Annotated in this window: 24 protein-coding genes; 17 read left to right on the forward strand and 7 right to left on the reverse strand. The window is 61.9% G+C overall.

The genetic code is table 11. The features are described 5' to 3' along the window. Window positions 1-60: 60 nt before the first annotated feature. A complete protein-coding gene (locus I6L37_RS21230; protein WP_026455936.1) occupies window positions 61-288 on the forward strand; it encodes a DUF333 domain-containing protein in 228 nt (75 codons plus the stop codon). A 115-nt stretch (window positions 289-403) separates the two neighbouring features. Here I6L37_RS21230 and I6L37_RS21235 read toward each other — a convergent pair whose 3' ends face one another. Further along, window positions 404-1,567: an FAD-dependent oxidoreductase gene (locus I6L37_RS21235; RefSeq protein WP_216992897.1), complete on the reverse strand. Its 1,164-nt coding sequence runs from the start codon at window positions 1,565-1,567 to the stop codon at window positions 404-406. 263 nt (window positions 1,568-1,830) lie between these two features. Between I6L37_RS21235 and miaB the strand changes: the two genes are divergently transcribed. The 5 genes from miaB (at window position 1,831) to lnt (ending at window position 7,485) form a co-directional block, all read left to right on the forward strand. Continuing rightward, window positions 1,831-3,264, forward strand: coding sequence for a tRNA (N6-isopentenyl adenosine(37)-C2)-methylthiotransferase MiaB (miaB, locus tag I6L37_RS21240; protein WP_042025709.1), 1,434 nt, complete (start codon window positions 1,831-1,833; stop codon window positions 3,262-3,264). Window positions 3,265-3,319: 55 nt separating this feature from the next. Further along, a complete protein-coding gene (locus I6L37_RS21245) occupies window positions 3,320-4,363 on the forward strand; it encodes a PhoH family protein (protein ID WP_042025710.1) in 1,044 nt (347 codons plus the stop codon). After that, the gene (gene ybeY / locus I6L37_RS21250; RefSeq protein ID WP_201940427.1) at window positions 4,360-4,824 is read left to right on the forward strand and encodes an rRNA maturation RNase YbeY; all 465 of its coding nucleotides are present in this window, start codon (window positions 4,360-4,362) and stop codon (window positions 4,822-4,824) included. The genes I6L37_RS21245 and ybeY overlap by 4 nt, the downstream gene beginning before the upstream one ends. 99 nt (window positions 4,825-4,923) lie before the next feature. Continuing rightward, the gene (gene corC, locus I6L37_RS21255; RefSeq protein ID WP_026455931.1) at window positions 4,924-5,808 is read left to right on the forward strand and encodes a CNNM family magnesium/cobalt transport protein CorC; all 885 of its coding nucleotides are present in this window, start codon (window positions 4,924-4,926) and stop codon (window positions 5,806-5,808) included. A 132-nt stretch (window positions 5,809-5,940) separates the two neighbouring features. After that, window positions 5,941-7,485, forward strand: a complete 1,545-nt coding sequence (gene lnt, locus I6L37_RS21260; RefSeq protein WP_216992898.1) for an apolipoprotein N-acyltransferase — start codon at window positions 5,941-5,943, stop codon at window positions 7,483-7,485. Between the two features lie 93 nt (window positions 7,486-7,578). Here lnt and I6L37_RS21265 read toward each other — a convergent pair whose 3' ends face one another. The 4 genes from I6L37_RS21265 to I6L37_RS21280 form a co-directional block, all read right to left on the reverse strand. Then, complete coding sequence (locus I6L37_RS21265) at window positions 7,579-8,082, reverse strand: GNAT family N-acetyltransferase (protein ID WP_216992899.1); 504 nt, start codon at window positions 8,080-8,082, stop codon at window positions 7,579-7,581. A 31-nt stretch (window positions 8,083-8,113) separates the two neighbouring features. Next, window positions 8,114-9,295, reverse strand: coding sequence for a MerR family transcriptional regulator (locus I6L37_RS21270; protein WP_216992900.1), 1,182 nt, complete (start codon window positions 9,293-9,295; stop codon window positions 8,114-8,116). A gap of 150 nt (window positions 9,296-9,445) precedes the next feature. After that, on the reverse strand, window positions 9,446-11,176 hold the full coding sequence (recJ, locus tag I6L37_RS21275; protein WP_216992901.1) for a single-stranded-DNA-specific exonuclease RecJ: 1,731 nt from the start codon (window positions 11,174-11,176) through the stop codon (window positions 9,446-9,448). Further along, a complete protein-coding gene (locus I6L37_RS21280; RefSeq protein WP_254203523.1) occupies window positions 11,142-11,834 on the reverse strand; it encodes a disulfide isomerase DsbC N-terminal domain-containing protein in 693 nt (230 codons plus the stop codon). The genes recJ and I6L37_RS21280 overlap by 35 nt, the downstream gene beginning before the upstream one ends. A gap of 275 nt (window positions 11,835-12,109) precedes the next feature. On the opposite strand from I6L37_RS21280, the gene mscL reads away from it, so the two are divergent. Next, window positions 12,110-12,523 (forward strand): large-conductance mechanosensitive channel protein MscL, encoded by a 414-nt coding sequence (mscL, locus tag I6L37_RS21285; RefSeq protein WP_026458293.1) that lies wholly within the window; start codon window positions 12,110-12,112, stop codon window positions 12,521-12,523. Between the two features lie 167 nt (window positions 12,524-12,690). Continuing rightward, window positions 12,691-14,229 carry a sensor domain-containing diguanylate cyclase gene (locus tag I6L37_RS21290; protein ID WP_216992903.1) on the forward strand — a complete coding sequence of 513 codons (1,539 nt, stop codon included), beginning with the start codon at window positions 12,691-12,693 and terminating at the stop codon, window positions 14,227-14,229. Here I6L37_RS21290 and xerD read toward each other — a convergent pair. After that, window positions 14,226-15,125: a site-specific tyrosine recombinase XerD gene (xerD, locus tag I6L37_RS21295; protein WP_216992904.1), complete on the reverse strand. Its 900-nt coding sequence runs from the start codon at window positions 15,123-15,125 to the stop codon at window positions 14,226-14,228. The genes I6L37_RS21290 and xerD overlap by 4 nt on opposite strands. Before the next feature lie 179 nt (window positions 15,126-15,304). Between xerD and fldB the strand changes: the two genes are divergently transcribed. The 3 genes from fldB (at window position 15,305) to I6L37_RS21310 (ending at window position 18,929) form a co-directional block, all read left to right on the forward strand. Next, window positions 15,305-15,823, forward strand: coding sequence for a flavodoxin FldB (gene fldB, locus I6L37_RS21300; protein ID WP_042025718.1), 519 nt, complete (start codon window positions 15,305-15,307; stop codon window positions 15,821-15,823). Window positions 15,824-16,011: 188 nt separating this feature from the next. Further along, window positions 16,012-17,412 (forward strand): TldD/PmbA family protein, encoded by a 1,401-nt coding sequence (locus tag I6L37_RS21305; protein ID WP_216992905.1) that lies wholly within the window; start codon window positions 16,012-16,014, stop codon window positions 17,410-17,412. A gap of 176 nt (window positions 17,413-17,588) precedes the next feature. Next, window positions 17,589-18,929 (forward strand): TldD/PmbA family protein, encoded by a 1,341-nt coding sequence (locus I6L37_RS21310; protein WP_216992906.1) that lies wholly within the window; start codon window positions 17,589-17,591, stop codon window positions 18,927-18,929. A 69-nt stretch (window positions 18,930-18,998) separates the two neighbouring features. Here the strand turns inward: I6L37_RS21310 and I6L37_RS21315 are convergent, their stop codons facing one another. Further along, the gene (locus tag I6L37_RS21315; protein ID WP_026458125.1) at window positions 18,999-19,487 is read right to left on the reverse strand and encodes a zinc ribbon-containing protein; all 489 of its coding nucleotides are present in this window, start codon (window positions 19,485-19,487) and stop codon (window positions 18,999-19,001) included. A gap of 145 nt (window positions 19,488-19,632) precedes the next feature. Between I6L37_RS21315 and leuS the strand changes: the two genes are divergently transcribed. From leuS to rlmH, 6 genes are all read left to right on the forward strand, one after another. After that, on the forward strand, window positions 19,633-22,209 hold the full coding sequence (leuS, locus tag I6L37_RS21320) for a leucine--tRNA ligase (RefSeq protein WP_201940445.1): 2,577 nt from the start codon (window positions 19,633-19,635) through the stop codon (window positions 22,207-22,209). Between the two features lie 84 nt (window positions 22,210-22,293). Next, window positions 22,294-22,776, forward strand: coding sequence for an LPS assembly lipoprotein LptE (lptE, locus tag I6L37_RS21325; protein ID WP_042025723.1), 483 nt, complete (start codon window positions 22,294-22,296; stop codon window positions 22,774-22,776). After that, window positions 22,776-23,813: a DNA polymerase III subunit delta gene (gene holA / locus I6L37_RS21330; protein WP_216992907.1), complete on the forward strand. Its 1,038-nt coding sequence runs from the start codon at window positions 22,776-22,778 to the stop codon at window positions 23,811-23,813. The genes lptE and holA overlap by 1 nt, the downstream gene beginning before the upstream one ends. Beyond that, window positions 23,807-24,478 carry a nicotinate-nucleotide adenylyltransferase gene (nadD, locus tag I6L37_RS21335; protein ID WP_216992908.1) on the forward strand — a complete coding sequence of 224 codons (672 nt, stop codon included), beginning with the start codon at window positions 23,807-23,809 and terminating at the stop codon, window positions 24,476-24,478. The genes holA and nadD overlap by 7 nt, the downstream gene beginning before the upstream one ends. A gap of 106 nt (window positions 24,479-24,584) precedes the next feature. Next, a complete protein-coding gene (gene rsfS, locus I6L37_RS21340) occupies window positions 24,585-24,920 on the forward strand; it encodes a ribosome silencing factor (protein WP_026456714.1) in 336 nt (111 codons plus the stop codon). A 5-nt stretch (window positions 24,921-24,925) separates the two neighbouring features. Then, window positions 24,926-25,393: a 23S rRNA (pseudouridine(1915)-N(3))-methyltransferase RlmH gene (gene rlmH / locus I6L37_RS21345; protein ID WP_026456715.1), complete on the forward strand. Its 468-nt coding sequence runs from the start codon at window positions 24,926-24,928 to the stop codon at window positions 25,391-25,393. Window positions 25,394-25,471: the final 78 nt, after the last annotated feature.

Consider the following 25,471-nt stretch of genomic DNA (forward strand, 5'->3'; position numbering starts at 1 on the left):
AATGAGGGAGGCATAAGATGGGGCAGCAAGTACCCAGTCAACATATGAAGGGAGATCAACATGATAAAAACGGTTATTGCGCTACTACCCGTTCTGCTGCTGGCCGGCTGCGCCACCGAGAAAGCGCCTGCCCCGGTCGGCATGGCCAATCCGGCCTCGGTCTACTGCGGCGAGCAGGGAGGCAAGGTCATCATCAAGCAGGAAGCCGATGGCGCCGTGGGATACTGCCATCTGCCGGATGGTCAGGTGGTCGAAGAGTGGACCCTCTATCGCGCGGCTCATCCGTAATCTTGCAGCAACAACAGGCATGATACACAAGGGGGTCGGTTCACCAGAACCGACCCCCTTGTCGTTGTGGCCATGTGGGCGATAACAGCCCCAACCTATCTATTGCCAATCTGTCTCAGACCAGGCCCAGGGCGTAGCGCAGCGCCATCTCCTTGAGCGGCCCCGCCTTGTCCGCCACATTGAGGGCCAGATTGCGGGCCAGCTTGAGTGGCCCTATGTCGTTGCTGAATGCCCCGTAGAAGAGATCCATCCCTGACTGCATCAATAGATTGTCCGGACGTCGGCGCCTTTCATAACGGGTCGCCAACTCGGGCTTGTGCCACTCGGCACCGGCGCTGTGCAGCAGATCCGCCCAGCAGGCCACATCCTTGAAGCCGAGGTTGACCCCCTGCCCCGCCAGCGGGTTGATGGTATGGGCAGCATCGCCGAGCAACACCACCCGCCCGGCGTGATAGTCGTTGGCGTGGCGACGCACCAGCGGGAAGCTCCCCTTGCCGGTCACGGTGAAACCACCGAGACGAGCGGGGAAGTGGCGACGCACCTCGGTGGCCAGCGCCTCGTTGCTCATGGCGGCCAGCGCCCGGATGCGGACCGGGCTGTCATACCATACCAGGGAGCCATGCCGGCCGGGCAGCGGCAAAAAGGCGCGCGGGCCGCTCGGGGTAAACTGCTGCCAGGTGATGTCCTCTTGCGCAAATTCGGTATCGATATTGATCAGCATGCAGTGCTGACGATACTCGAATCGCGATACGCCGATGCCGGCCAGCTTGCGGGTATGGGATTCCGCGCCGTCACAGGCCAGCACCCAGCGTGCCGAGAGGGTCGTTTCATCGTCCAGCTGCAGCATCACATCGTCGGTACTCTGGCGCAGGCTCAGCACCGCCGCCGGAGTATGGGTCTGGATATTGGGAAAATCCTCCATGCGCCTGAGCAGCGCCAACTGCACCAGCCGGTTTTCGATGATGTAGCCCAGCTGGGGCAGGCCGAGGTCGGCCGCGTTGAAGCGGGTGGCGAAGCCGTCCAGCTCCCAGGTCTCCAGCCGGCGATAGGGGCACAGCCGCATCTGCTGCAGGTATTGCCAGGCGCAGGCCTGCTCCAGCAGCGCCACCGAGGCCTGGCTGATGGCGGAGACCCGCAGATCCAGCGGCTGCGCCGGGTCGTAGGATTCCGGCAGCCGGGTCTCGATGACCCGCACCGAGAGGCCCTGGGCCGCCAGCAGGCAGGCGGTGGCGGCGCCCACCATGCCGGCACCGACGATGGCAATATCACAGTGTTCCATAACGTTGTTCCTGAAGAGGGGTGGCCCGACGATGACGCGGGCCTGAACCTGATGGGGGCATCATAACGCAAGGACGCGCCGGAAACAGTGAGGCAAACGGAGAATTGCCGTGTCAAATCAAGGGGAAATAAATACACCCTCGATTGAACAAGAGGCTCGCTGGCCGCCATGGCGACTGGATATTAACTGGTCAGCACCCCGATTGCGGAGTAAAATGCGCGGTCCTTTGACCATGCCGATTTCAAAACCAGTCAAGAGAAGCAATGAGCAAGAAACTTCACATTAAAACCTGGGGTTGCCAGATGAACGAGTATGACTCGTCCAAGATGGCTGACCTGTTGGATGCCAGCAATGGCTACACGCTGACCGAAGAGCCCGAAGAGGCAGACGTCTTGCTGCTGAACACCTGTTCCATTCGCGAAAAGGCGCAGGAAAAAGTGTTCCACCAGCTGGGGCGCTGGAAGAAGCTCAAGGCAAGCAAGCCCGATCTGGTGATCGGTGTGGGTGGCTGCGTTGCCTCTCAGGAGGGCGACGCCATTCGCAGCCGCGCGCCCTACGTGGATATCGTGTTTGGTCCGCAAACCCTGCACCGCCTGCCGGTGATGATCAAACAGGTTCAGGAGGGCCGTGGCGCCCAGGTGGATGTCAGCTTCCCCGAAATCGAGAAGTTCGACCGCCTGCCCGAGCCGCGCGCCGAAGGGGCCACCGCCTTTGTCTCCATCATGGAAGGCTGCTCCAAGTACTGCTCCTTCTGCGTGGTGCCCTACACCCGTGGTGAAGAGGTGAGCCGGCCGATGGATGACGTGCTCTACGAAATCGCCCAGCTCGCCCAGCAGGGTGTGCGCGAAGTGAACCTGCTCGGCCAGAACGTCAACGCCTATCGCGGCGCAACCTTCGATGGCGGCATCTGCACCTTCGCCGAGCTGCTGCGCCTGGTGGCGGCCATCGACGGCATCGACCGCGTGCGCTACACCACCAGCCACCCCATCGAGTTCACCGACGACATCATCGAGGTCTACAAGGATACGCCGGAAGTGGTCAGCTTCCTGCACCTGCCGGTGCAGAGCGGCTCTGATCGCATCCTGACCATGATGAAGCGCCCGCATACAGTGCTGGAGTACAAGTCCAAGATCCGCCGCCTGCGCGCCGCCCGTCCCGACATCACCATCAGTTCCGACTTCATCGTCGGCTTCCCGAACGAGACGGATGAGGATTTCGAGGCCACCATGAAGCTGATCGAGGATGTCGGTTTCGACATGAGCTTCAGCTTCATCTACAGCCCGCGTCCCGGCACCCCGGCCGCCGACATGCCCGACGATGTCGACATGGAGGTGAAAAAAGCCCGTCTGTCCCGCCTGCAGCACGCCATCAACAACCAGGCGATGCAGATTGGCCGCGCCATGCTGGGCACCACCCAGCGCATCCTGGTGGAGGGGCCCTCCAAGCTCAATCCCATGGAGCTGTGCGGTCGCACCGAGAACAACCGGGTGGTCAACTTCGAAGGCCCGCACACCCTGATCGGCGGCTTTGCCGACGTGGAGATCACCGAGGTGCTGCCCAACTCCTTGCGCGGCACCTTTATCCGCGGCGAGAGCGAGATGAATCTGCGTATCGCCACCGCCCCGAGCGAGATCCTGGCCCGTCGTCCCGACAACGTGCCGGACGAGCTGGGCGTGGCCGCCTTCACTCCCCATTAATCCCCTCCTCCCCCTGTGCCCGGGCGCAGGGGGAGCGCCTTGAGACGAGGATACCGTGAGCCGACACATCTCGACCCTGAATCTGCATCTGGAGCCCGCCGATAACCAGCGCCTCGCCAGCCTCTGCGGCCCGTTCGATGACAACCTCAAGCAGCTGGAGCGCCGCCTCGGCATCGAGATCAGCTATCGCGACAACCACTTCCAGCTGCTGGGCAAGCAGGCCCAGGTGGATGCAGCTGCCGTCATCATCAAGCATCTCTACGTCGAGACCCAGCCCCTCAAGGGGGGCAAGGTGACCGACATCACCCCCGACATGGTTCATCTGGCCATTTTGGAGTCGCGGGTGCTGGAGCAGGATGACGAGCCGACGCCGAGCATCCCCTATGGCAAGGAAGTGACGGTCAAGACCAAGCGCGGCCTCATCAAGCCACGCAGCCCCAACCAGGCCCAGTACATCGCCAATATCGTGCGCCACGACATCTGCTTCGGCATTGGTCCGGCCGGTACCGGCAAGACCTATCTGGCGGTCGCGGCGGCGGTGGATGCCCTGGAGCGTCAGGAGATCCGTCGCATTCTGCTGACCCGTCCGGCGGTGGAAGCGGGTGAGAAGCTCGGCTTCCTGCCCGGCGATCTCTCCCAGAAGGTGGACCCCTACCTGCGCCCGCTCTACGACGCCCTGTTCGAGATGCTGGGTTTCGAGCGAGTGGAGAAGCTGATGGAGCGCAACATCATAGAGGTAGCGCCGCTCGCCTATATGCGCGGTCGCACCCTCAATGATGCCTTCATCATTCTGGATGAAGCCCAGAACACCACCACGGAACAGATGAAGATGTTCCTGACCCGCATCGGCTTCAACTCCAAGGCGGTGGTCACCGGCGACATCACCCAGATCGACCTGCCGCGCAACGCCAAGTCCGGCCTACGCCATGCCCTGGAAGTGCTGCAGAATGTCGACGGCCTCTCCTTCAACTTCTTCCAGTCCACCGACGTGGTGCGCCACCCGGTAGTGGCCCGCATCGTGCAAGCCTACGAGGCATTCGATGCCGCTCAGGCAGCCGAGAAGAGCGCGGCAAACACCCGCAAGGAGAACGAACAATGAGCGTGACCCTGGATCTGCAACTGGCCAGTGCCAGCACCGAGGGGCTGCCGAGCGAAGCCCAGCTGCAGGGCTGGCTCGATGGCACTATCCTCGGCTTTCAGACCGAGGCCGAGGTGACGGTACGCATCGTCGACGAGGCGGAGAGCAACGAGCTCAACCTCACCTATCGCGGCAAGGACAAGCCCACCAATGTGCTCTCCTTCCCGTTCGAAGCGCCCCCTGGCCTCGAGCTGCCGCTGCTCGGCGATCTCGTCATCTGCCGCCAGGTGGTGGAGCGCGAGGCCAGCGAACAGGGCAAACCGCTGGAGGCCCACTGGGCGCACATGGTTGTGCACGGCAGTCTGCATCTGCTAGGTTATGACCATATCGAGGATGAGGAAGCCGAAGAGATGGAGCAGCTCGAGCGCGACATCATGCAGGAACTCGGCTACGCCGACCCTTATCTGAACGACGAAGTGTAATGGCGAAAGGGGCGGGCCGGCAGCTTGAAACGGATGTTGGCCATCCTCATATAGCAAAGACAAAACATCTGTATCTTTAATGAGTAACCAAGAGAAAAAATGACCGACGATCACCCTAGTACCGGCTCGCCGAAGAAAACCTGGCTCGACAAACTCAGCCAACTCTTCCAGGGCGAGCCAAAAGACCGCAATGATTTGGTAGACGTGATAGCCGATGCCGAAGAGCGCGACCTCATCGATCAAGACACCAAGGACATGATCGAAGGGGTGCTGGAGATCGCCGATCTACGCGTACGCGACATCATGATCCCCCGCTCCCAGATGGTGACCATCGAGAAATCCCAGCCGGTGGACGAGATCCTGCCGGTGATCATCGAATCCGGCCACTCCCGCTTCCCGGTGATCAACGAAGACAAGGATCACGTCGAGGGCATACTGCTCGCCAAGGATCTGCTGCCATTCGGTTTCGGCGGCGATCTGGCCAAAGAACCGCTGCAGCTCGAGAACATTCTGCGCCCCACCGTGATCGTGCCCGAGAGCAAGCGGGTCGACCGCCTGCTCAAGGAGTTTCGCGAAGAGCGCTACCACATGGCCATCGTGGTCGACGAGTTTGGTGGCGTCTCCGGTCTGGTGACCATTGAAGACATACTGGAGCTCATCGTCGGCGAGATCGACGACGAGTTTGACGATATCGAGGACGAGCCCGAAGAGATCCGTCGTCTCAGCAAGCGGGTCTTCTCCATCAGCGCCCTCACCGAGATCGAGGATTTCAACGACTTCTTCGGCACCAAGTTCAGCGATGAAGAGGTGGATACGGTGGGCGGTCTGGTGATGCACGCCTTCAGCCACCTGCCCAAGAAGGGCGAGGAGATCGAGCTGGATGGCTACCTGTTCAAGGTGATGCACGCCGACCGGCGCCGTTTGCAGCAACTGCAGGTGAAGATCCCGGAGAACCACGCGGTGGCCCAATCAGAGCCACAATAACGCCGCCTTGGATGATACCAACAACGCCCCGACCACGGGGCGTTGTGCTATCTGCAGGCTCGCGGTCACCCGCCTTACGGGGTAAGATACCGCCCATTCAACCCAGCAGCCCAAGACGAGCATCCATCACCCGTGAAAACATCACCCGTGACATCCAAAATCCTGTTAAGTATCAGTGCCCTGGCAGCCGGAGCCTGCGCCGTCTTCGCCTTCTCCCCCTTCAACTACTGGCCGCTGGTGATCCCCTCCCTGCTCGGCCTTTATGCCCTGCTGGACAAGGCAACCCCCAGCCAGGCGGCCTGGCGCGGCTTTGGCTACGCCATGGGGCTGTTTCTGCCGGGGCTGTGGTGGATCCACGTCAGCATGACGGAATTTGGCGGCATCATACTGCCGGTCGCCTTCGTGCTGCTGGCCCTGCTCTCCGCCTATCTGGCGCTCTATCCGGCGCTGGCCTGCTGGGTCTTCGCCCGCTTCTTTGGCGGCCGTCACTGGAGCCGCTGGCTGCTCGCCTTCCCGGCACTCTGGCTGGTAGCAGACTGGCTGCGCGGCTGGGTGATGACGGGCTTCCCCTGGCTCTGGTTCGGCTACACCCAGATCGACGGCCCCCTCAAGGGCTTCGCCCCCATTCTGGGGGTGCAGGGCATCACGCTCGCGCTGCTGCTCGCCAGCTCCGCCCTCTGGATGGTGTGGAAGTCCCGCTCTCCCTTCTGGCTGTTGCTGCCCGCCGCCCTGGTGGCAGGTGGTCACAGCCTGATGCAGATTGACTGGGTCACCCGGGGCGAGCCGGTCAAGGTAGCGCTGGTGCAGGGTAATATCGCCCAGTCCCTCAAGTGGGATCCGGAGGCGCTGGCCCCTACGGTGCGCACCTATCAGGATCTCAGTCGCGAGAATCAGGATGCCGACATCATCGTCTGGCCGGAGTCGGCGATCCCGGCCCTCGAGCAGCAGATGGGCCCCTATCTGGAGAATCTGGACAAGGCGATGAAGGTGAACGAGACCGGCCTGCTGGCAGGGATCATTCATTACGACCAGGAGCAGCAGCGCTTCTACAATACCGTGCTCGGCATGGGGGTACAGGATGCGGACGGCAAGGAGTCCTACTTCTACAACCACCCGAATCGCTACAACAAGTATCACCTGCTGCCCATCGGCGAATTCGTGCCGTTTGAAGATCTGCTGCGCCCCATCGCCCCCTTCTTCAATCTGCCCATGTCCTCCTTCAGCCGGGGCGATGCGATCCAGCCCAACCTGATCGCCAAGGGGCTCAAGTTTGCCGCGGCCATCTGCTACGAGATCATCTTTCCGGAAGAGGTGCGCCGCAATGTCACGCCAGAGACCGACTTCCTGCTGACCGTCTCCAACGATGCCTGGTTTGGCACCAGTATCGGTCCCTGGCAGCACATGCAGATCGCCCGGATGCGCGCCCTCGAATTGGCGCGCCCGCTGCTGCGCGCCACCAACACCGGCATTACGGTCGTCACCGAAATCGATGGCAGCATCATCGGCCAGATCCCGCAGTTCGAGGCGGCGGTGCTGCGCAGCGAAGTGCGCCCCGCCCATGGCGAGACCCCCTACCAGCGCTTTGGCAACTGGCCCCTGTACGGCCTGACCGCCCTGCTGCTGGTGCTGGCACTGGCGCTGCGCCCCAAGGCTCACCCCTGGGCCGGCGAGCGCTGATCCCGCGTTAAGGAAGTACCATAGACAAGAGGCGCCATAAGGCGCCTCATTTTTTATCCAGACACGGCGGCCTCTGACCGCAATTCTGTCTTGTTATCCCTGATTGAAAGCCGGGTGGTAGCTCACCTCACCACGGGCACTGGCTGCACCAAACGATCTGGCCATAAAGTACTCGGGTGGCACACCGGGTAGCAGCAACGCCGGGGTCTGCTCAAAGCCAAAGCGGCCGTAGAAGCCAGGATCCCCCAGCACTACACAACCGTCCGCACCTTGTTCCTCTAGAGCGGCCAGCCCTTCCGCCATCAGGTGTGACCCTATCCCCTTGCCGTGCAGCTCGGGCAGTACCGAGATGGGACCAAGGCCAAACCAGTTCTTGCTGCCATCCGTGATGGTCACCGGTGAGAAGCAGAGGTGGCCGACCACCTGACCTGACTGCTCGGCCACCAGCGACAGACTGAGTGCCCCGGCCTGGCGCAGGTCGCGCACGATCAGCTGCTCGTTGTGATCGGTATGGGGAGCCTTGAGGAATGCGGCCACGGTCACCGCTTCGATGGCATCATAGTCAGCATCCGTTTCGGGTCGAATAATTATGTTCATGTTGTTCTTTCTCTCTCGCTTGATGGGATGATCAGGCCACCTGCAGGCAACAGATCACATAGCCATAGCTGCCCAGGTACTGGCGGTGGATGGCCACTTCCCGGCTCAGATCCTGCCAGGCTGGGCTATCTCCCAGCTCGGCACGATGGCGCGCCAGATTGCGCTCGATGGGATCCAGATAGTTGTGCCAGGCCCTTTGCGGCAGCTGGGTGTGCCACAGGCAGCGATAACCCGCCTCCTGCACCGTCTTGAGCAGGCCAGCCAAGGCCTGCATGGCGGGATAATCCCGTTGCCAGAACACCAGCGCCTCCTCTGGCGGCGTGTCGGTCAGCCACACCAGGTCGCTTAGCACGATGCAGGCATCAGGGCCGGCAAGGTGCGCCCGCCAGGCTTTGAGCGCATTGGCCACCCCTATGGTGTAGGCGCTCCCTTCGGCCCAGATAAGGTCGGCGGGGGCCAGATCCACCGGCAACGCCGTCATGTTGGCGCACAGGGTGGTGACCTGCTCAAAGCCAGCCGCGCTGGCCGATCTGGCCACAGCGGCCAGCGCCTCCTCGTCCAGGTCGATGGCCACGATGGCGGCATCCGTCACCTGTGCCAGCGCCAGGGTCGCGGCGCCGCGCCCACAGCCCATGTCGAGGATCCGGCGAGGCGCCATGGGCAGCGCGGCGAATTGCTGCTGGGTGAAGGCGCGCTCTCCCGGTCCCCAATAGCTCATGCCATCCAGCAACTGTTTAAAATCCCGGATGTAACGATCATGCTCGTTCATGTCTTTGCTGAGCCACTGCAAGTGGTAGCGCTCCTTTTCACTGAATCCCTGCTTCATCACCCAGTCGAAGTAGGCCTCTGGCGCTTCACGCTGCAGTTGTAACTGCCAGGCCTTGAACTCGTCGCCGGAGCCAGTACGCAAGCCAGCGAGGCCTGCCAGCAGATCCCGCGCTCTCTGCATCCGCGCCAGCTCGCCGTCCAGCTCTCTGACCCGGGCTTGCAATACCTCCTGATCTATCTCCCCCGCCAGGCAAGCGAGGCACTGCTTGAGGCTGAGCCCCCCCGCCTGCAGCGCCTGCACCATTTGCAGACGCTGCAGATCGGATTCGTCGTAGTGGCGATAACCGTTGGTGGCCCTCGTTCCCGCAATCACCCCCAGCTTCTCGTAATAGAGCAGGGTGGAGCGGGCCAGGCCGCAGCGCCTGGCCAGTTCGGATATTTTCATGACAGCGACTCGCAGTGGGGTCCGTGACCCGATGAAGGGAAGCTTAAACTGTGAAGCAATAGACGGGTCAACGGCAAAATCCGGGTTCACTCCATAAAAAAACGGCCACCCCAGAGTGACCGTTATCGGCAGCAAGAGAGACTCACGGGATCAGAGGCCGGCGGCCTCCAGATGCTCCACCAACAGTTGCACGCTGCGATTACCGCGCCACTCGTTGACATCGAGCCGGTAGACCAGCCGCACCCGCTTGACCGAGGCATCGGGCCAGCGCTGCAAATCGACCCCGAAGGCGATGGCATCCACCGCATGGCCAGAGTCGGTCGTCAGCATCATCTTGAGGTGCTTCTCCCCCACCAACCTCTGCTGCACCAGCACGAACTCGCCGTCAAACAGCGGCTCGGGGAAGGCCTGACCCCAGGGGCCGGAGGCGCGAATAAGCTCGGCCAGCTCGAGGTTGAGCTCGTCCGGCAAGAGCTCACCATCGGTGAGCAGCACCCCGGTCAGCAGCTCAGGTGTCACCAGCTCGCTGATGATCGCTTCGAAAGCACGACCGAACGCCTCGATATTGGCCTTGGGCAGGGTCAGCCCCGCCGCCATGGCGTGGCCGCCAAACTTGCCCATCAGCCCCGGGTGGCGGGTATCGAGCAATTCGAGCGCATCGCGCAGGTGCACCCCGGGGATCGAGCGCCCTGACCCCTTGAGCTCGGTCTCGCTGCTCTCGGCAAACGCGATGACCGGGCGGTAGTACTTCTCCTTCACTTTGGAGGCCACCAGCCCCACCACCCCCTGATGCCACTCGTCCCGATGCAATACAATCCCCGACGGTACTTCGCCATCGCGAAAACGGATCTGCTCCAGGGTGGCGAGGGCCTCCTGCTGCATCCCCTGCTCTATCTCCTTGCGCTCCTGGTTGAGGCTGTCCATCTCGGACGCCAGCTGGCGCGCCAGGTTGAGGTCGTCACACAACAGGCAGGCGACCCCGAGGGACATGTCATCAAGGCGGCCTACCGCGTTGAGGCGTGGCCCCAGCGCGAAGCCCAGATCGGCGGCGGTGAGGCGGCGGCCATCCCGACCCGACACGTCCACCAGCGCCTGAATGCCGGGGCGGCAGCGGCCGGCCCGGATCCGCTGCAACCCCTGATGGACCAGGATACGGTTGTTGCCATCGAGCGCCACCACGTCGGCCACAGTGCCGAGGGCTACCAGATCCAGATAGTCCGCCACATTGGGGGCCAGGATGCCGAGGCGCTCGTACCAGCCCGCCTGCTTGAGGTGGGTGTTGAGGGCCGCCATCAGGTAGAAGGCCACCCCCACCCCGGCCAGGGACTTGGAGGGGAAGTCGCAGCCATGCTGGTTGGGGTTCACTATCGCATCGGCGTCAGGCAGCTCCTGGCCCGGCAAATGGTGATCGGTAACCAGTACCTGCATGCCGGCCGCCTTGGCCGCCGCCACCCCGGCGATGCTGGAGATGCCGTTGTCCACCGTGATGAGGAACTCGGCGCCGCGGGCCACCGCCAGCTCGACGATCTCCGGGGTGAGCCCATACCCGAACTCGAAGCGGTTGGGCACCAGAAAATCGATGTGGCGACCACCCATGGCGCGCAGGGCCAGTACGCACAGGGCCGAGCTGGTGGCGCCGTCGCAGTCGAAGTCACCGACGATAAGGATCCTCTTCTGTGCGGCCAGGGCATCCGCCAGCAGCGGCACCGCCTGCGCCATACCAAACAGGCGCCGGGGGGGCAGCAGCTGATTGGCGCTGCGCTCCAGCAGGGCGGGATCTGCTACGCCACGACTGGCGAAGATTTGCCGCAGCAGGGGATGAAGGGTGGCGGGCAGATGGGAATCATCAACTCGCGGACGACGACGGATTTGCAGGGGCATTGATGTGATCCAGTATCTTGAGCAGTTGTTCAGGGCTCTGGTAACCGCGCACCAGGTCTCCGTTTGGCAGGACCCAGCTCGGCAGCGCCTTGATCCCGAGCCACTGGCTCAGGCCGATATAGTGGGAGAGGATCTCACTACAGCGCGCCACTGGCAAATGTTCACTGAATTGGGGGTGACGCCAGGCGCCAGCCTCGCACTGCTCCGGCGAGATCCGATCCTGCTCGCCGGCGGGCGACACGATCGGCAGCAGTTGCACCGTGACACCCAACTCCTGCAGGCGGGGCAGTTGATCCAGCGCCCGGCGACAATCAGTACAGGCGTCATCGGTAAAGAGGGTGATCCGGTGCGTCTCTTTCGTTGCCCGAAGCAGCATGGGGGGCTCACCTATCTGCGCCAGCGCCATGCGCCTTTGATGACGCAGGCCGGAGAGGGTCAGGTTTTTCATGTCGCGGGTCATGTCCAGCATGACCCCCTGCACCAGATAGTCTCCGTTGGCATCGCTATAGAGCACGCCCTGGGAGGTGCCCACCATGTAGAGCCCGGGGATCGGGGTGCGATCCACCAGATAGACGGGAACCCCCAACCGGCTGGAGACCGTCTCCTTCAGGGTTTGCGGGTTCACCCCGGCATAGGCAGCAAATGTGCATAGAAGCATTGCCATCGATATTAAATGCTTCACTATTTTACTCTTGCAGCATAAATGATTGAGTCCAACACACTAATATGGATGGCACCTGTTATTCAATCCGTTATTTGCTTGATTATTAATACTCCCTTGGCACCAAAAAATCTGCGTTCCCCGATTGCCAAGGAGATGCAACCTCAGCAAGCTAGAGAAGACGACAGGAACAACGCGGCGTGGCCTCCGTTTTCCTGATGCGGATCGCCCACGCGATCCACACTCTATCTTGTCCGGTTTCGGAGGAAATAATGAGTCTTATCCAGGAGTTCAAAGCCTTTGCATCCAGAGGCAATGTGATCGACATGGCGGTCGGTATCATCATAGGGGCCGCCTTTGGCAAGATCGTCTCCTCGTTCGTCGGCGACGTCATCATGCCACCCATAGGTCTGATCCTGGGAGGGGTGGATTTCAGCGATCTGGCCATCACGCTCAAGGCGGCGGAAGGATCGGCCCCGGCCGTGGTCATCGCCTATGGCAAGTTTCTCCAGACCATCATCGACTTTCTGATCATCTCCTTCGCCATCTTCATGGGGCTGAAGGCGATCAATACCCTCAAGCGCAAACAGGAAGAGGAAGCCGCGGCGGCACCGGCCGGCCCGACCAAGGATCAGGAACTGCTCGCCGAAATCCGCGATCTGCTCAAGGCCCGGCAGGAGAAATAAGCACCCGCCCCTGTCGTGTGTACAAAAAACCGCCTTTCGGCGGTTTTTTTGCTGACACTAGGCCACAACACCGTAGACTACGGCACAATTCAGCCTGGGGCTAAACGCTCGCGGCTCTCGCGCCACATCGTGATCGAATACATGCAAAATCTACAGGAGTCATCGCCATGACATCCCCGACAGTGAAGACCAGACCGAAACATGGTTTCATTCTGCGCTATTTGCTGTTGCTCTCCCTGCCCCTGTTGCTGATGACAGCCAGCAGCTTCTACCTGTTTGCCATCAAACAACAGAATGTCGTGCGCGATCGCATGGAGTTTTTCAGCAGCAGCACGGCCCAGCAGTGGGACAACGCGCTGAGTTCGGTCGAGGAGCAGCTCAACATTCTGGCGGCCGATCTCGCCGCCTATGACGGTATGCTCCCGCCGGAGATGAAGGCGCGGCACAACTCGGTGTGGCAACAACTCAGCCGCTCGGGCAGCTTATTGAAGGGACTCTACTATGTGCAGCGCGATAACTCCCTGGTCAACTTCAACCATCTGGCGACTCCATCTACTCAAACCATGGCCAAGCAGCAGTGGTATCAGGCTGCCATTCATACCCCGGGGATCAACACCTGGAGTGCTCCCTATCTCGACAGCGTCCAGCACATTCCGGTGATCACCCTGTCGCGGGCGGTATTGAACCCGAGCGGGAAGGTAGTGGCCGTGGTCGGCATTGATGTCGATCTGGCGAAGGTCTCGGACCGGATCGGCCGCATGTTGCAGGGCGGGAAACAGATGGCTTATCTGCTCTACGATCGCCAACATCAGCTCATCATCGCACACAGCAACCCGCTCCTGAATGTCACCCCGCCCGATGAGCCCTGGCTGCCCCGAGTCAAGGGCCAAAATGGCACCCTCACGACCGGGGATGACGAGTTGATCGCCTACTACACCCTGACCAACAACCCCAGCTGGCAGGTCATTACCGTGTTCCCGTTCAGCAACTCCTTCGTCATCAAGGAGCTGCTGCCCACCATGATGGTGGGGCTGATCCTCTCCCTGGCCATGTTCATACTGGTAGCCATCATCTTCCACCAGCGCCTGGAAAATACCATCAGCATGCTGGTGCAGGTGGTGCGCCTGCTGCGGGTTACCCCGCCCGGACAGCCCATCGCCATCCCCAGCATTCCGGGTATTGAGGAGCTTGAGGACGAGATCACCATGATTTCCGACCAGATGCAGGCCGAGAGCGAGAAGGCCCAGCGCGATGCCCTCACCGGGCTCTACAACCGCCGCTACATGGACGGCCTGCTCGCCAGGCTGCACCAGGAGCACGTTCCCTATGTGCTTGCCATCATCGACATCGACAATTTCAAGCAGATCAACGATGAATATGGCCACCCCATCGGGGATGCCGTGTTGAGACGCACCGCCGCCATCGGCCGCCAACTGCTGGAAGAGCAGGCGACCCTGTGCCGCTTTGGCGGCGAAGAGATGGTGGCCATCTTCGAGCAGGGAGAGCTGGCCCAGGCCCACCAGCTGATGGAGGCGTGGCGCCAGGCCATGGTGGATCAGGAGTGGCGCGAGCCCCCCCTCGAAGTGCGTTTCAGCGGCGGCCTTGCCGAGGCGCTGGATGCTCCGCCGGCCCAGGTGCTGGCGCAAGCGGATGCCGCCCTCTATCGCGCCAAGCAGGAGGGGAAAAACCGCCTCTATCTGGCCTAGGCGCGCGGGTGATGCTCGCCGTGAAGCGCCTTGAGCCGCTCATTGGCCACATGGGTGTAGATCTGGGTAGTGGAGAGATCGGCATGGCCCAGCAGCATCTGCACTACCCGCAGGTCGGCGCCATGATTGAGCAGATGGGTGGCGAAGGCGTGGCGCAGAGTGTGGGGGGAGAGCTCCCCGTTGATGCCGGCGCGCAGGGCGTAGAGTTTGATACGGTGCCAGAAGGTCTGTCGGGTCATCATCTGGGCCCGTTTGGAGGGAAACACCACGTCCGAGCTGGTGCCGCCAAGCAGCAGACCGCGCCCTTCCCGGTAATAGCGCTCCAGCCAGTAGACAGCCTCTTCCCCCATGGGCACCAGCCGCTCCTTGTTGCCCTTGCCCACCACCCGCACCAGCCCCTGGCGCAGGCTGACATGCTCGGCTGTGAGCCCCACCAGCTCGGAGACCCGCAGCCCGGTGGCGTAAAGCAGCTCCAGCATCGCCTTGTCTCTGAGTTCCAGCGGATCGTCCACCAGCGGGGCCTGCAGCAGGGCCTCCACCTCGGCTTCACTCAGATCGGCCGGCAGCTTCTTGGGCAGCTTGGGCCCTTCCAGCAGCACGGTGGGATCGTCGCTGCGCAATTTTTCCCGGTTCAGATACTGGTAAAAACGGCGCAGGGCCGACAGAAAGCGAGCCGTGCTGCTCGCCGCAAACTGGTTGTCGACCCGCCAGGCGAGGTAGTGCTGAATGTCATCCATGCCCGCCAGCAGCAGGGAGCAGCCCTGCCCGTCGAGCCAGAGGGCGAATTTTTCCAAGTCGGTGCGATAGGAGCTGACCGTGTTGTCAGACAGCCCTCGTTCGAGCCAAAGGGCGTCGAGAAAAGGTTCGATCAGGGGATGGGAGTCAGGCTTGCTCATGATGCGCCGCAGTCAGAGAAAAGATGGCCCATTGTAGCGCGCGGGCTCGCCTCCCGTGCAAGCCCGAGCCCGCCCACCAATATCTGAGGGCAGTGAAGGGGCCCCGGCAATCTGCTAGACTGGCGCCCTCCCCTTAGGTTGCCAACATGGCGCAGCCCACAGCAGTCAAGAGAAGAGCGATGAAGATTGGTCTGTTTTACGGTTCCACCACCTGCTACACCGAGATGGCCGCCGAGAAGATCCGCGCCCTCATCGGCCCCGAGCTGGTCGACATCCACAACATCAAGGATGTGCCCCTGGTGCGCATGCAGGATTACGACATCCTGATCCTCGGCATCTCCACCTGGGACTTTGGCGAGCTGCAGGAGGACTGGGAGTCGCGCTGGGAAGATATCGCCGATCTGGAGCTGGAGGGGCGCATCGTGGCCCTGTTTGGCCTTGGCGATCAGCTCGGTTACGGCGAGTGGTATCAGGATGCCCTCGGCATGCTGCACGATCAGCTGGTGCCCAAGGGGGTCAAACTGGTGGGTTACTGGCCCAACGAGGGGTACGAGTTCGATGCCTCCAAGGCGCTGATCGACGATGGTCGCCACTTCGTCGGCCTGGCCCTCGACGATGCAAACCAGTACGACCAGACCGATTCCCGCATCGAGCAGTGGGTCGACCAGATCCTGGCCGAAATCCACGAACTCCTCTGATTGATGCCCGGCGGTCAGCCCGAGTACTGACCGCTTGGGCGCATATCTCGCGCCGATTTTCTCAATCGGTATCATCGTATGACGCTATAGCGACTTTTTTGTGCTGGTCTGTAACAATGAGTCTGACGCCCCATAACAAGCAAAGCAGGGCGCCGGAAGCAAACGGACAGATCAGAAAAGGAAATTCTATGACCTCATTCTCCCTGTTGGCCCCTGCCATCGCCCGCGATGTGCTCGATCACGCCCTGGCGCTGGGTGCCGACTTTGCCGAGCTGTTTGTGGAGCGCAAGCGCCGCAGCCAGCTCAGCCTGCTCTCCAGCCAGATAGAGAACATCAGCGGTGGCCTTGATTTCGGCATCGGCGTGCGCCTGTGCTACGGCCACAAGGTGCTCTACGGCTACACCAACCAGACCAGCCGTGACGAGCTGCTGCGTATCGTCACCCTGCTGGCGGCCAAGGACAGGCGTGACCCCGTGGTGACCGCCACCGCCTTCGATTTCACCCGTCTCACCGACCGCCATCCGGTGGCCCTGCCCCTGTCGGCGGACAAGCTGCTGGAGCAGAAGATCGCCTATCTGCACACCATGGATGCCGCGGCCCGCGCCGAGAGCGACAAGGTGAGCCAGTTCTCCGGCAACGTGCTGGGCTGGGAGCAGGAAGTGGAGATCTTCAACAGCGAAGGGTTGCAGGTCAGTGATCGTCGCCACTACAACCGCATCATGGCCCAGGCCATCGCCCGGGAAGGGAGCGAGCAGAGCATGGGCTACGAGGCCCCCGGCGCCCTGATGGGCTGGGAACACGCCGAGCGCATCGATCCGCGCGAGCTGGCCCTCACCGCCACCCGCCAGGCCCTGGTGAAGCTGGGCGCCGCCCCCTGCCCGAGCGGTACCCTGCCGGTCATCATGGAGAGCGGCTTTGGCGGCGTCATCTTCCACGAGGCGTGCGGCCATCTGCTGGAGACCACCTCGGTGGCCAAGAAGGCCTCGGTGTTCCACGACAAGATGGGCCAGCTGATCGCCAATCCCGCGGTCAGTGCGGTGGACGAAGGCTTGCAAGGCAACGCCTGGGGCTCCATCAACGTCGATGACGAAGGGATGGCGACCCAGCACACCCAGCTCATCAAGGATGGGGTGCTGACCGGCTTTCTGGTGGACAGGATGGGCGCCCTCAAGACAGGTTACGCCCGCACCGGCTCGGGGCGGCGCGAATCCTACAAGTTCGCCCCCACCTCGCGCATGCGCAACACCTATATCGAGCCGGGCAACTACAGCCTGGACGAGATGCTGGCCACGGTGGAACACGGCATCTATGCCAAAAAAATGGGTGGCGGCTCGGTGCAACCGGGTACCGGCGAGTTCAACTTCAACGTGCAGGAGGCCTACCTCATCGAACACGGCAAGGTGACCAGGCCGCTCAAGTCGGCAACCCTGATCGGCACCGGCCCTCAGGTGCTTAAAGAGATCTCCATGGTGGGCCGCAATCTGGCGCTGGCCGCCGGTATGTGCGGCTCCGTCTCCGGCTCTGTGCCCACCTCGGTCGGCCAGCCCGCCCTGAAAGTGGACAATATTCTGGTGGGGGGTAATGCCTGATGAATGACACCATTAAGCGCCTGAAAGTGGACCTTATGCTGGTAGGGGGGAACGCCTGATGAATGACACCATTAAGCGCCTGAAAGTAGACCTTATGCTGGTAGGGGGGAACGCCTGATGAATGACACCATTAAGCGCCTGAAAGTGGACCTTATGCTGATCGGGAGGAACGCCTGATGAGCACCATCGACATGAACCAACTGCTTGCCCGCCTGCTGGACAAGGTCGCCGATATCAATGCACAAGCGGATATCATCGCCAATCAGGACAGGGCCTTCTCCCTCAAGGCCGACAAGGGGGAGATTGGGGAATACAAGGTCACCAGCAGCCAGCAGATCGGTATTCGCCTGATCAAAGAGGGCCGGGTCGGCATCGCCTACTCCGAGTCCCTCGATGAGGCCGCGCTCGATGCCATGCTGCAGGATGCCTGTGACGCCAGCCGCTTTGCCAAGGTGGATGCGGATCAGGCCATCTCGGTCGCCAACAGCCGGCTCACCACCGACTGCGCCGAGATCAATCAGCCCGACACCACGCCAGTGGAGGAGAAGATCGCCCTGGCCCTGCGCCTCGAATCGGACATGCTGGCCCTGCCGGATGTGACCGGCGCCCCCTACAACAGCTTCTTCGAAGGGGAGAGCCGTCTCTGGCTCGCCAACAGTCTGGGCACCTTCTGCGAACACGGCGAATTTTCCGTCGGCTGCTACACCTCGGCCCTGGTCGAGCGGGATGGCCGACAATCCATGCACTCCCAGGGGCAATATGGCCGTCGCTTCGACGAGCTGGACAGCCAGACCCTTGCCCGGCAGATCCATGCCGTGGCCGCGGGCTTGCTGCCAGGTGAGGCGGTCGCGAGCGGCCGCTACAGTGTTATCTTCAACACCAACTGTTTCGCCAGCCTGTTTGGTTGCTTCCAGGCGGCGCTCTCGGGCAAGTGGGCCCAGCAGGGGATCAACCCCTGGCGAGACAAGGTTGGGCAACCTGTTGCCTCCCGCTGGCTCACTCTGGAGAGTCGGGTCCATATGCCGGGTGGCATGAACATCAAGGCCTTCGACGGCGAGGGTGCCCCCACCTCGGATCTGCTGCTGATTGGCGAGGGGGAACTCAAGACCCTGCTGCACAACAGCGCTACCGCCCGCCACTTCGACGTGGCGAGCAACGGCTCAGCGGCTCGCGGCGCCCGCAGTGCGCTGGATGTGACCCCTCGTCACCTGGTGTTCGGTACCGGCCCTCATAGCGAGGCAGAGGTGCAGAGCGGCGACTATCTGGAGCTGGTCAAGCTGGACGGCCTGCACTCGGGCGCCGATGCGGTCAGCGGCGACTTCTCCTTTGGCGCGTCAGGGTTCCTCTGCCGAGACGGGGTGCGTATCCAGCCGGTGCGCGGCGTCACGGTGGCGGGCAACTTCTATCGCCTGCTGGGAGAGCTTGAAGCAGTCGGCGATACCCTGCATCACAACGATGGCAAGGGCTTCTATGCCCCGCTGATCCGCTTTGGCGGCCTCGCCGTGGCGGGCAAGTAACACCACCGAATAATCACAAAGAGGCGCCTGATGGCGCCTCTCTTCGTTGGATGCTCAAGAGATTGGCAATCAGGGCGAGAGGGGTTCGCGGTGATATTCGGTGCCGCCGCATTCGGGACAGGTATCCAGCTGCTCGGGACGAAGAACCTTATGGCGCCAGCCACACTGGTTGCACTCCATGACCCCCAGCCCGACCCACTCCCCCGCCTCGTAGACGCCCTTATGCTCCAGCTCGTCCGCCAATTCGCGCCACTCCACCTGTGCCCGATCGGTCACGTCCGCCAGCCAGGACCAGGCAGTGTCCTTGAGCGCCAGCATAAAGGCTGACTCCTCCACCGCCTCGTCACTGCGCCCCTCATCATAGTTGCCCAGATCCCGCTTCACGTACTCGGCGATCAGTGCCAGCTCGTCCTGGGTCAGATCGCTGGCCGCCTCCAGATAGGCCTGCACCCTGGCAATCATCCGGTTGAGACGCTCTCCCTGGAACTCTCCGGTCTCCTGCCACTGCTTTTTCAGCTCGGCGATGAAGGTTTCGTATCCTTTTTTATGTTTGTCCATGGCCGTTCCTCCTCTACTAAACCCCGATCAGACCCGGCTTGAGGCCCGAGGGACGCTGGCGGTTGTTGCCGCCGCTGGATATGGGTATTCTATTGCGATTTCCCAGCTGATTTATCTATCCATTTCACAGATCCGGATGTCACCAATGCAAGAGCAATACGTTCCCCAATCAATCGAACCAGCAGTGCAAAAGCACTGGGATGCCAAGAAAACCTTCAAGGCCGTGGAGAAAGTAGACAAGGAGAAGTTCTACTGCCTGTCCATGTTCCCCTATCCGTCTGGTCGTCTACACATGGGTCACGTGCGCAACTACACCATAGGTGATGTTATCTCACGTTATCAACGCCTTAATGGCAAGAACGTGCTGCAACCCATAGGTTGGGACGCATTCGGCCTGCCGGCCGAGAACGCCGCCATCAAGAACAACACGGCGCCGGCCCCCTGGACCTACGAAAACATCGAATACATGAAGAACCAGCTGAAGATGCTGGGTCTGGGTTATGACTGGGATCGCGAGCTGGCCACCTGCAAGCCGGATTACTACCGCTGGGAGCAGTGGTTCTTCACCAAGCTCTACGAGAAGGGTCTGGTCTACAAGAAGACCTCTTCCGTCAACTGGTGCCCGAACGACATGACGGTGCTGGCCAACGAGCAGGTGGTGGACAACTGCTGCTGGCGCTGTGACACCCCGGTGGAACAGAAAGAGATCCCCCAGTGGTTCATCAAGATCACCGACTACGCCGAAGAGCTGCTGAACGACATCGACAACCTCGAAGGCTGGCCCGAGATGGTCAAGACCATGCAGCGCAACTGGATTGGCCGCTCCGAAGGGGTCAACATCAGCTTCGCCATCGATGGGCAGGATGAGCACCTTGAGGTCTACACCACCCGTCCGGACACCTTCATGGGCGTGACTTACGTGGGCATCGCCGCCGGCCACCCGCTGGCCCTGCAGGCTGCCGAACACAATCCGGAGCTGGCCGCCTTTATCGAAGAGTGCAAAAACACCAAGGTGGCCGAAGCCGAGCTCGCCACCATGGAGAAGAAGGGCATGGCCACCGGCCTGTACGCCATTCATCCGCTGGATGGTCGCAAGGTCCCGGTCTGGGTCGCCAACTTCGTGCTGATGAACTACGGCACCGGCGCCGTGATGGCGGTACCGGGTCACGACCAGCGTGACTTCGAATTCGCCACCAAATACGGCCTCGACATCAAGGCGGTGATCAAGCCGGCCGATGGCGAAGTAGACGTGAGCGAGGCGGCCTACACAGAGAAAGGGGTGCTGTTCAACTCCGGCGAGTTCGACGGTCTCGAGTTCCAGGCGGCCTTCGATGCCATCGCCACCAAGCTGGAGGCAATTGGCAAGGGCAAACGCACCGTCAACTACCGCCTGCGCGACTGGGGTGTCTCCCGTCAGCGCTACTGGGGCGCCCCCATCCCCATGCTGACCCTGGCTGACGGCACAGTAGTGCCGACGCCGGAAGACCAGCTGCCGGTACTGCTGCCGGAAGACGTGGTGATGGACGGCATCCAGAGCCCGATCAAGGCCGATGCCGAGTGGGCCAAGACCACTTACAACGGTCAGGAAGCGTTCCGCGAGACAGATACCTTCGACACCTTCATGGAGTCCTCCTGGTACTACGCCCGCTACTGCTCCCCGGACTACGACAAGGGCATGCTGGATCCCGCGGCTGCCAACCACTGGCTGCCGGTGGATCAGTATATCGGCGGCATCGAGCACGCCTGTATGCACCTGCTCTACGCCCGCTTCTTCCACAAGCTGCTCCGTGACGCGGGCCTGGTGAACAGCGACGAGCCGTTCAAGCGCCTGCTCTGCCAGGGCATGGTGCTGGCCGACGCCTTCTACTACAAGGACGAAAAGGGTGGCAACGTCTGGGTCAGCCCGACCGACGTCAAGGTGGAGCGTGACGAGAAAGGCCGTATCATCAAGGCGGTGGACCTTGAGGGCCGCGAAGTCATCCACTCCGGCATGACCAAAATGTCCAAGTCCAAGAACAACGGCATCGACCCGCAGCTGATGGTGGAGCGTTACGGCGCCGATACCGTCCGCCTGTTCATGATGTTCGCCTCCCCGGCCGAGATGACCCTGGAGTGGTCCGACTCCGGCGTGGAAGGTGCCCAGCGCTTCCTGCGTCGCCTGTGGCGCATCACCTTCGAACACGTTGCCGGTGGCGCCGTGCCGGCGCTGGATGTGGCGGCCCTCTCCAGTGAGCAGAAGGCGATTCGTCGCGAGCTGCACAAGACCATCGCCAAGGTGAGCGATGACGTGGGTCGTCGCCAGACCTTCAACACCGCCATCGCCGCCATCATGGAGCTGATGAACAACCTGGCCAAACTGGGCTCCGAGCCTCAGGATCGCGCCCTGATGCAGGAAGCGATGGAAGCGGTCGTGGTCATGCTCTACCCCATAACTCCGCACATCGGCTTCGAGCTGTGGAAGATGCTGGGCAAGGGCGATGACATCGACCACGCCACCTGGCCGGTCGCCGACGAGGCCGCCATGGTCGAGACCGAGAAGCTGGTGGTGGTGCAGATCAACGGCAAGATGCGCGGCAAACTGACCGTGCCGGCCGAAATCAGCCAGGCCGACGTCGAGAAGCTGGCCATGGCCGACGCCTCGGTACAGAAGTTCACCGACGGCCTGACCGTGCGCAAGGTGATCTATGTGCCGGGCAAGCTGCTCAACATCGTTGCCAACTGATCGTTGCCAAGCGGTGACGGTAAACGGATGATAACGGCGGGCCTTGCGCCCGCCGCTCTTCACTTAACGCAAAGAGGATTTCATATGGGCTCCATCTTCACTCGCTGGATGGCCATCATGCTGGCAGCCCTGCTGCTGCAGGGTTGCGGTTTTCATATGCGCGGCACCGGCATCCCGGCGGAGTTGATGACCATGAAGGTCGTGGGCGACAACAAGAGCGATTTCTACCGGCTGGTCACTACCCGCCTCAAGGCTGCGGGCGTCACCCTGGCCGACAAGGAGGGCATCCCGGTGCTGACTCTGGGCGGCATCGGCAGCTCCAGCCAGGTTGCCTCGGTCAACGCCCTGGGGGCCGATACCGAGTATGTGCTGGGCTTTAGCACCCGCTTCACCGTCGCAGTACCGGGCAAGCCGACTCAAGTCTTCCCCATCAACTTCAACCGCAGCTTCCTGAACAAGCCGGATGCGGCGCTGGCCTCCTCCCGCGAGCAGGAGCAGCTCAACCGCGAGATGCAGGAGCAGGCGGCCAGCCAGGTGATCCGTCAGTTGAGCCAGGTCAGCTTCTGATGCGGATCTACCCCGAGCAGTTTGGTGAACACCTCAAAGCAGGGCTTCGACCCTGCTATCTCGTTTTTGGCGACGAGCCACTGCTGCGGCTGGAGGCGCTCGACGCCATCCGCCAGATCGCCCGCAAGCAGGGATTCGATGAACGCCATACCTTCGTGGTCGAGCAGGGACTGGACTGGAATCAGGTCTACGACGCCTGCCAGGCCATGAGCCTCTTCTCCGCCCGCCAAATCATCGAGCTGGAGTTGCCCGCCAAGGTCGACAAGGATCTCGCCGCCCGCATCAGCGAGATCGGCAAACAGCTCCACCCCGACCTGTTGCTGGTGTTGAGCGGTGGTCGTCTCAACCAGACCCAGATGAAGGCGGCCTGGTTCGACAAGCTCTACCAGATCGGCACCTATGTGCCGGTCAACCATCCCGAGCCCAAGTTTTTCCCGCGCTGGATGAATGCCCGTTTCCAGCGTTTCGGTCTCAAGGCGCTGCCGGACGCCATCAACTTCATGTGCCACAGCTATGAGGGCAACCTGCTGGCCGCGAGCCAGGAGATAGAGAAGCTGACCCTGCTCTCGCCGCCCCAGCCCATCAGCGTCGCCTATCTGCAGGAGACCATCATCCGCCACGCCCACTTTACCCCGTTCCAGCTGGTCGATACCCTGCTGGAGGGCAAGGTGAACCGGGCCCAGCGGATCCTGGCGGCCCTGCGTGCCGAGGGCACCGAACCCGGCATGCTGGCCTGGACCCTGTGCCGCGAACTGGAGCAGCTCTCCGAGCTGTCGCTGGCCATGCGCAGTGGCCAACCGCTGGGGGAGCATTTCAGCCAACTGCGCATCTGGCAGAGCCGCCAGCAGCTGATCCAGCAGACGCTGACCCGGCTCCCCTTCGCCAAACTGCTGCAGCTGTGGCAACTGATGGCCCGGCTCGATGACGCCCAGCGCCGCTTCGACACCGAGCAAGCTTGGCTGATGCTGCAGACCCTGGCTCTCGGCTTTCGCGATGGCACCCCGTTGCCGCTGGCGATGGAGGAGAGTCCGTGCTGAAGGCTTCAATCGGCCCGCTGAAGGCTCCTGTCGGCCTGCTGGGAGGGACCTTCGATCCCATTCACATCGGCCACCTGAGACCCGCCATCGAGGCGCGCGATGCCTTGCGGCTCGAAGAGATCCGCCTGATCCCGAACCATATTCCGCCCCACAGGGCACACCCCCTCTGCTCGAGCGAGCAGCGTCTGGCCATGGTCAAGCTGGCGGCGGCGGAGAATCGCGGTTTCGTGGTGGATGAACGGGAACTTTGGCGGGACAAGCCCTCCTGGACCATTGATACACTGGTCGAGCTGAGGAGCGAGCTACCCGACACGCCGCTCTGCTTTCTGATGGGGATGGATTCGCTGCTGAGCCTGGCAAGCTGGCATCGCTGGCAGGAGCTGCTCGATTATGCCCATCTGGTGGTGAGTTCACGCCCCGGCTGGCAACCCGACTATCCCGCAGAGATCGCCAACTTGCTGGCTCGCCACCAGACCACCCGGGTACAGGCACTGCATCAGCGTCTGGCCGGCCATATCTGGCTGGCAGACAACCAGCCCGTCGAGCTGTCGGCTACCCGGCTGCGGGCGCTGCTGGAGGCGGGACAGGATGTCCGCTACCTCCTGCCCGAGTCGGTTGCACACTATATTGATCAACAGGGGCTCTACCGCGCCACCGGCCAGTAAGACCCTGTCGTAATCCCGTCTCAGCCCAATGGGGAAACGGGATTGACCATGATATAATCCGCCGCCCTCACGCCGTACGAGCGCGCCGGAATACAGGAGAGACTCATTGCAAGGCCAAGAACTGCACGCCTTTATCATCGACAAGATCGATGACATGAAAGGCCGCGATATCATCACCATCGATGTGCGCGGCAAATCCAGCATCACTGATACCATGATCATCTGCTCTGGCAACTCCAACCGTCACGTTTGCGCCATCGCCAGTCATCTGGCCAGCGAAGCCCGCCATGCCGGACTCGATCTGCTGAGCGTGGAAGGCCAGCTGAGCGGCGAATGGGTTCTGGTAGACATGGGGTCGGTGATCGTGCACGTGATGCAGGACGAATATCGCGACTTCTACCAACTGGAAAAACTGTGGGGCGGCGCCCCGATCCAGGCGTAACGACCATGAAGATCCAGTTGATTGCGGTGGGCACCAAGATGCCCGCCTGGGTAGAACATGGCTTCGAAGAGTACCGTCGCCGTTTCCCGAAAGACATGCCGTTCGAGCTGGTGGAAATTGGCGCCGGCAAGCGCGGCAAGAATGCCGACATTCCCCGCATCCTGCAAAAAGAGGGGGAGGCCATGCTGGCGGCCGCCGGTCGCTCGCGCATCGTCACCCTGGATATCCCGGGCAAACCCTGGACCACGGAGCAACTGGCCAGCCAGCTCGAGGCGTGGAAACTGGACGGTCGCGACGTGGCCCTGCTGGTGGGCGGGCCCGAGGGATTGTCGCCCGAATGCAAGGCCGCGGCTGAGCAGAGCTGGTCCCTGTCACCGCTGACTCTGCCCCACCCGTTGGTGCGAGTTCTTGTAGCCGAGAGCCTCTACCGGGCCTGGAGCATTACCACCAATCACCCGTATCACAGGGAGTGATCCATGATGTCGTGGCCGATAGTCCCTGCTGCATTTGCGTACTACAGAGAGTGAACCATGCCGTTCTTGCTGTTATTG

Source organism: Aeromonas sp. FDAARGOS 1407, from assembly GCF_019048725.1.
GTDB lineage: Bacteria > Pseudomonadota > Gammaproteobacteria > Enterobacterales > Aeromonadaceae > Aeromonas > Aeromonas enteropelogenes.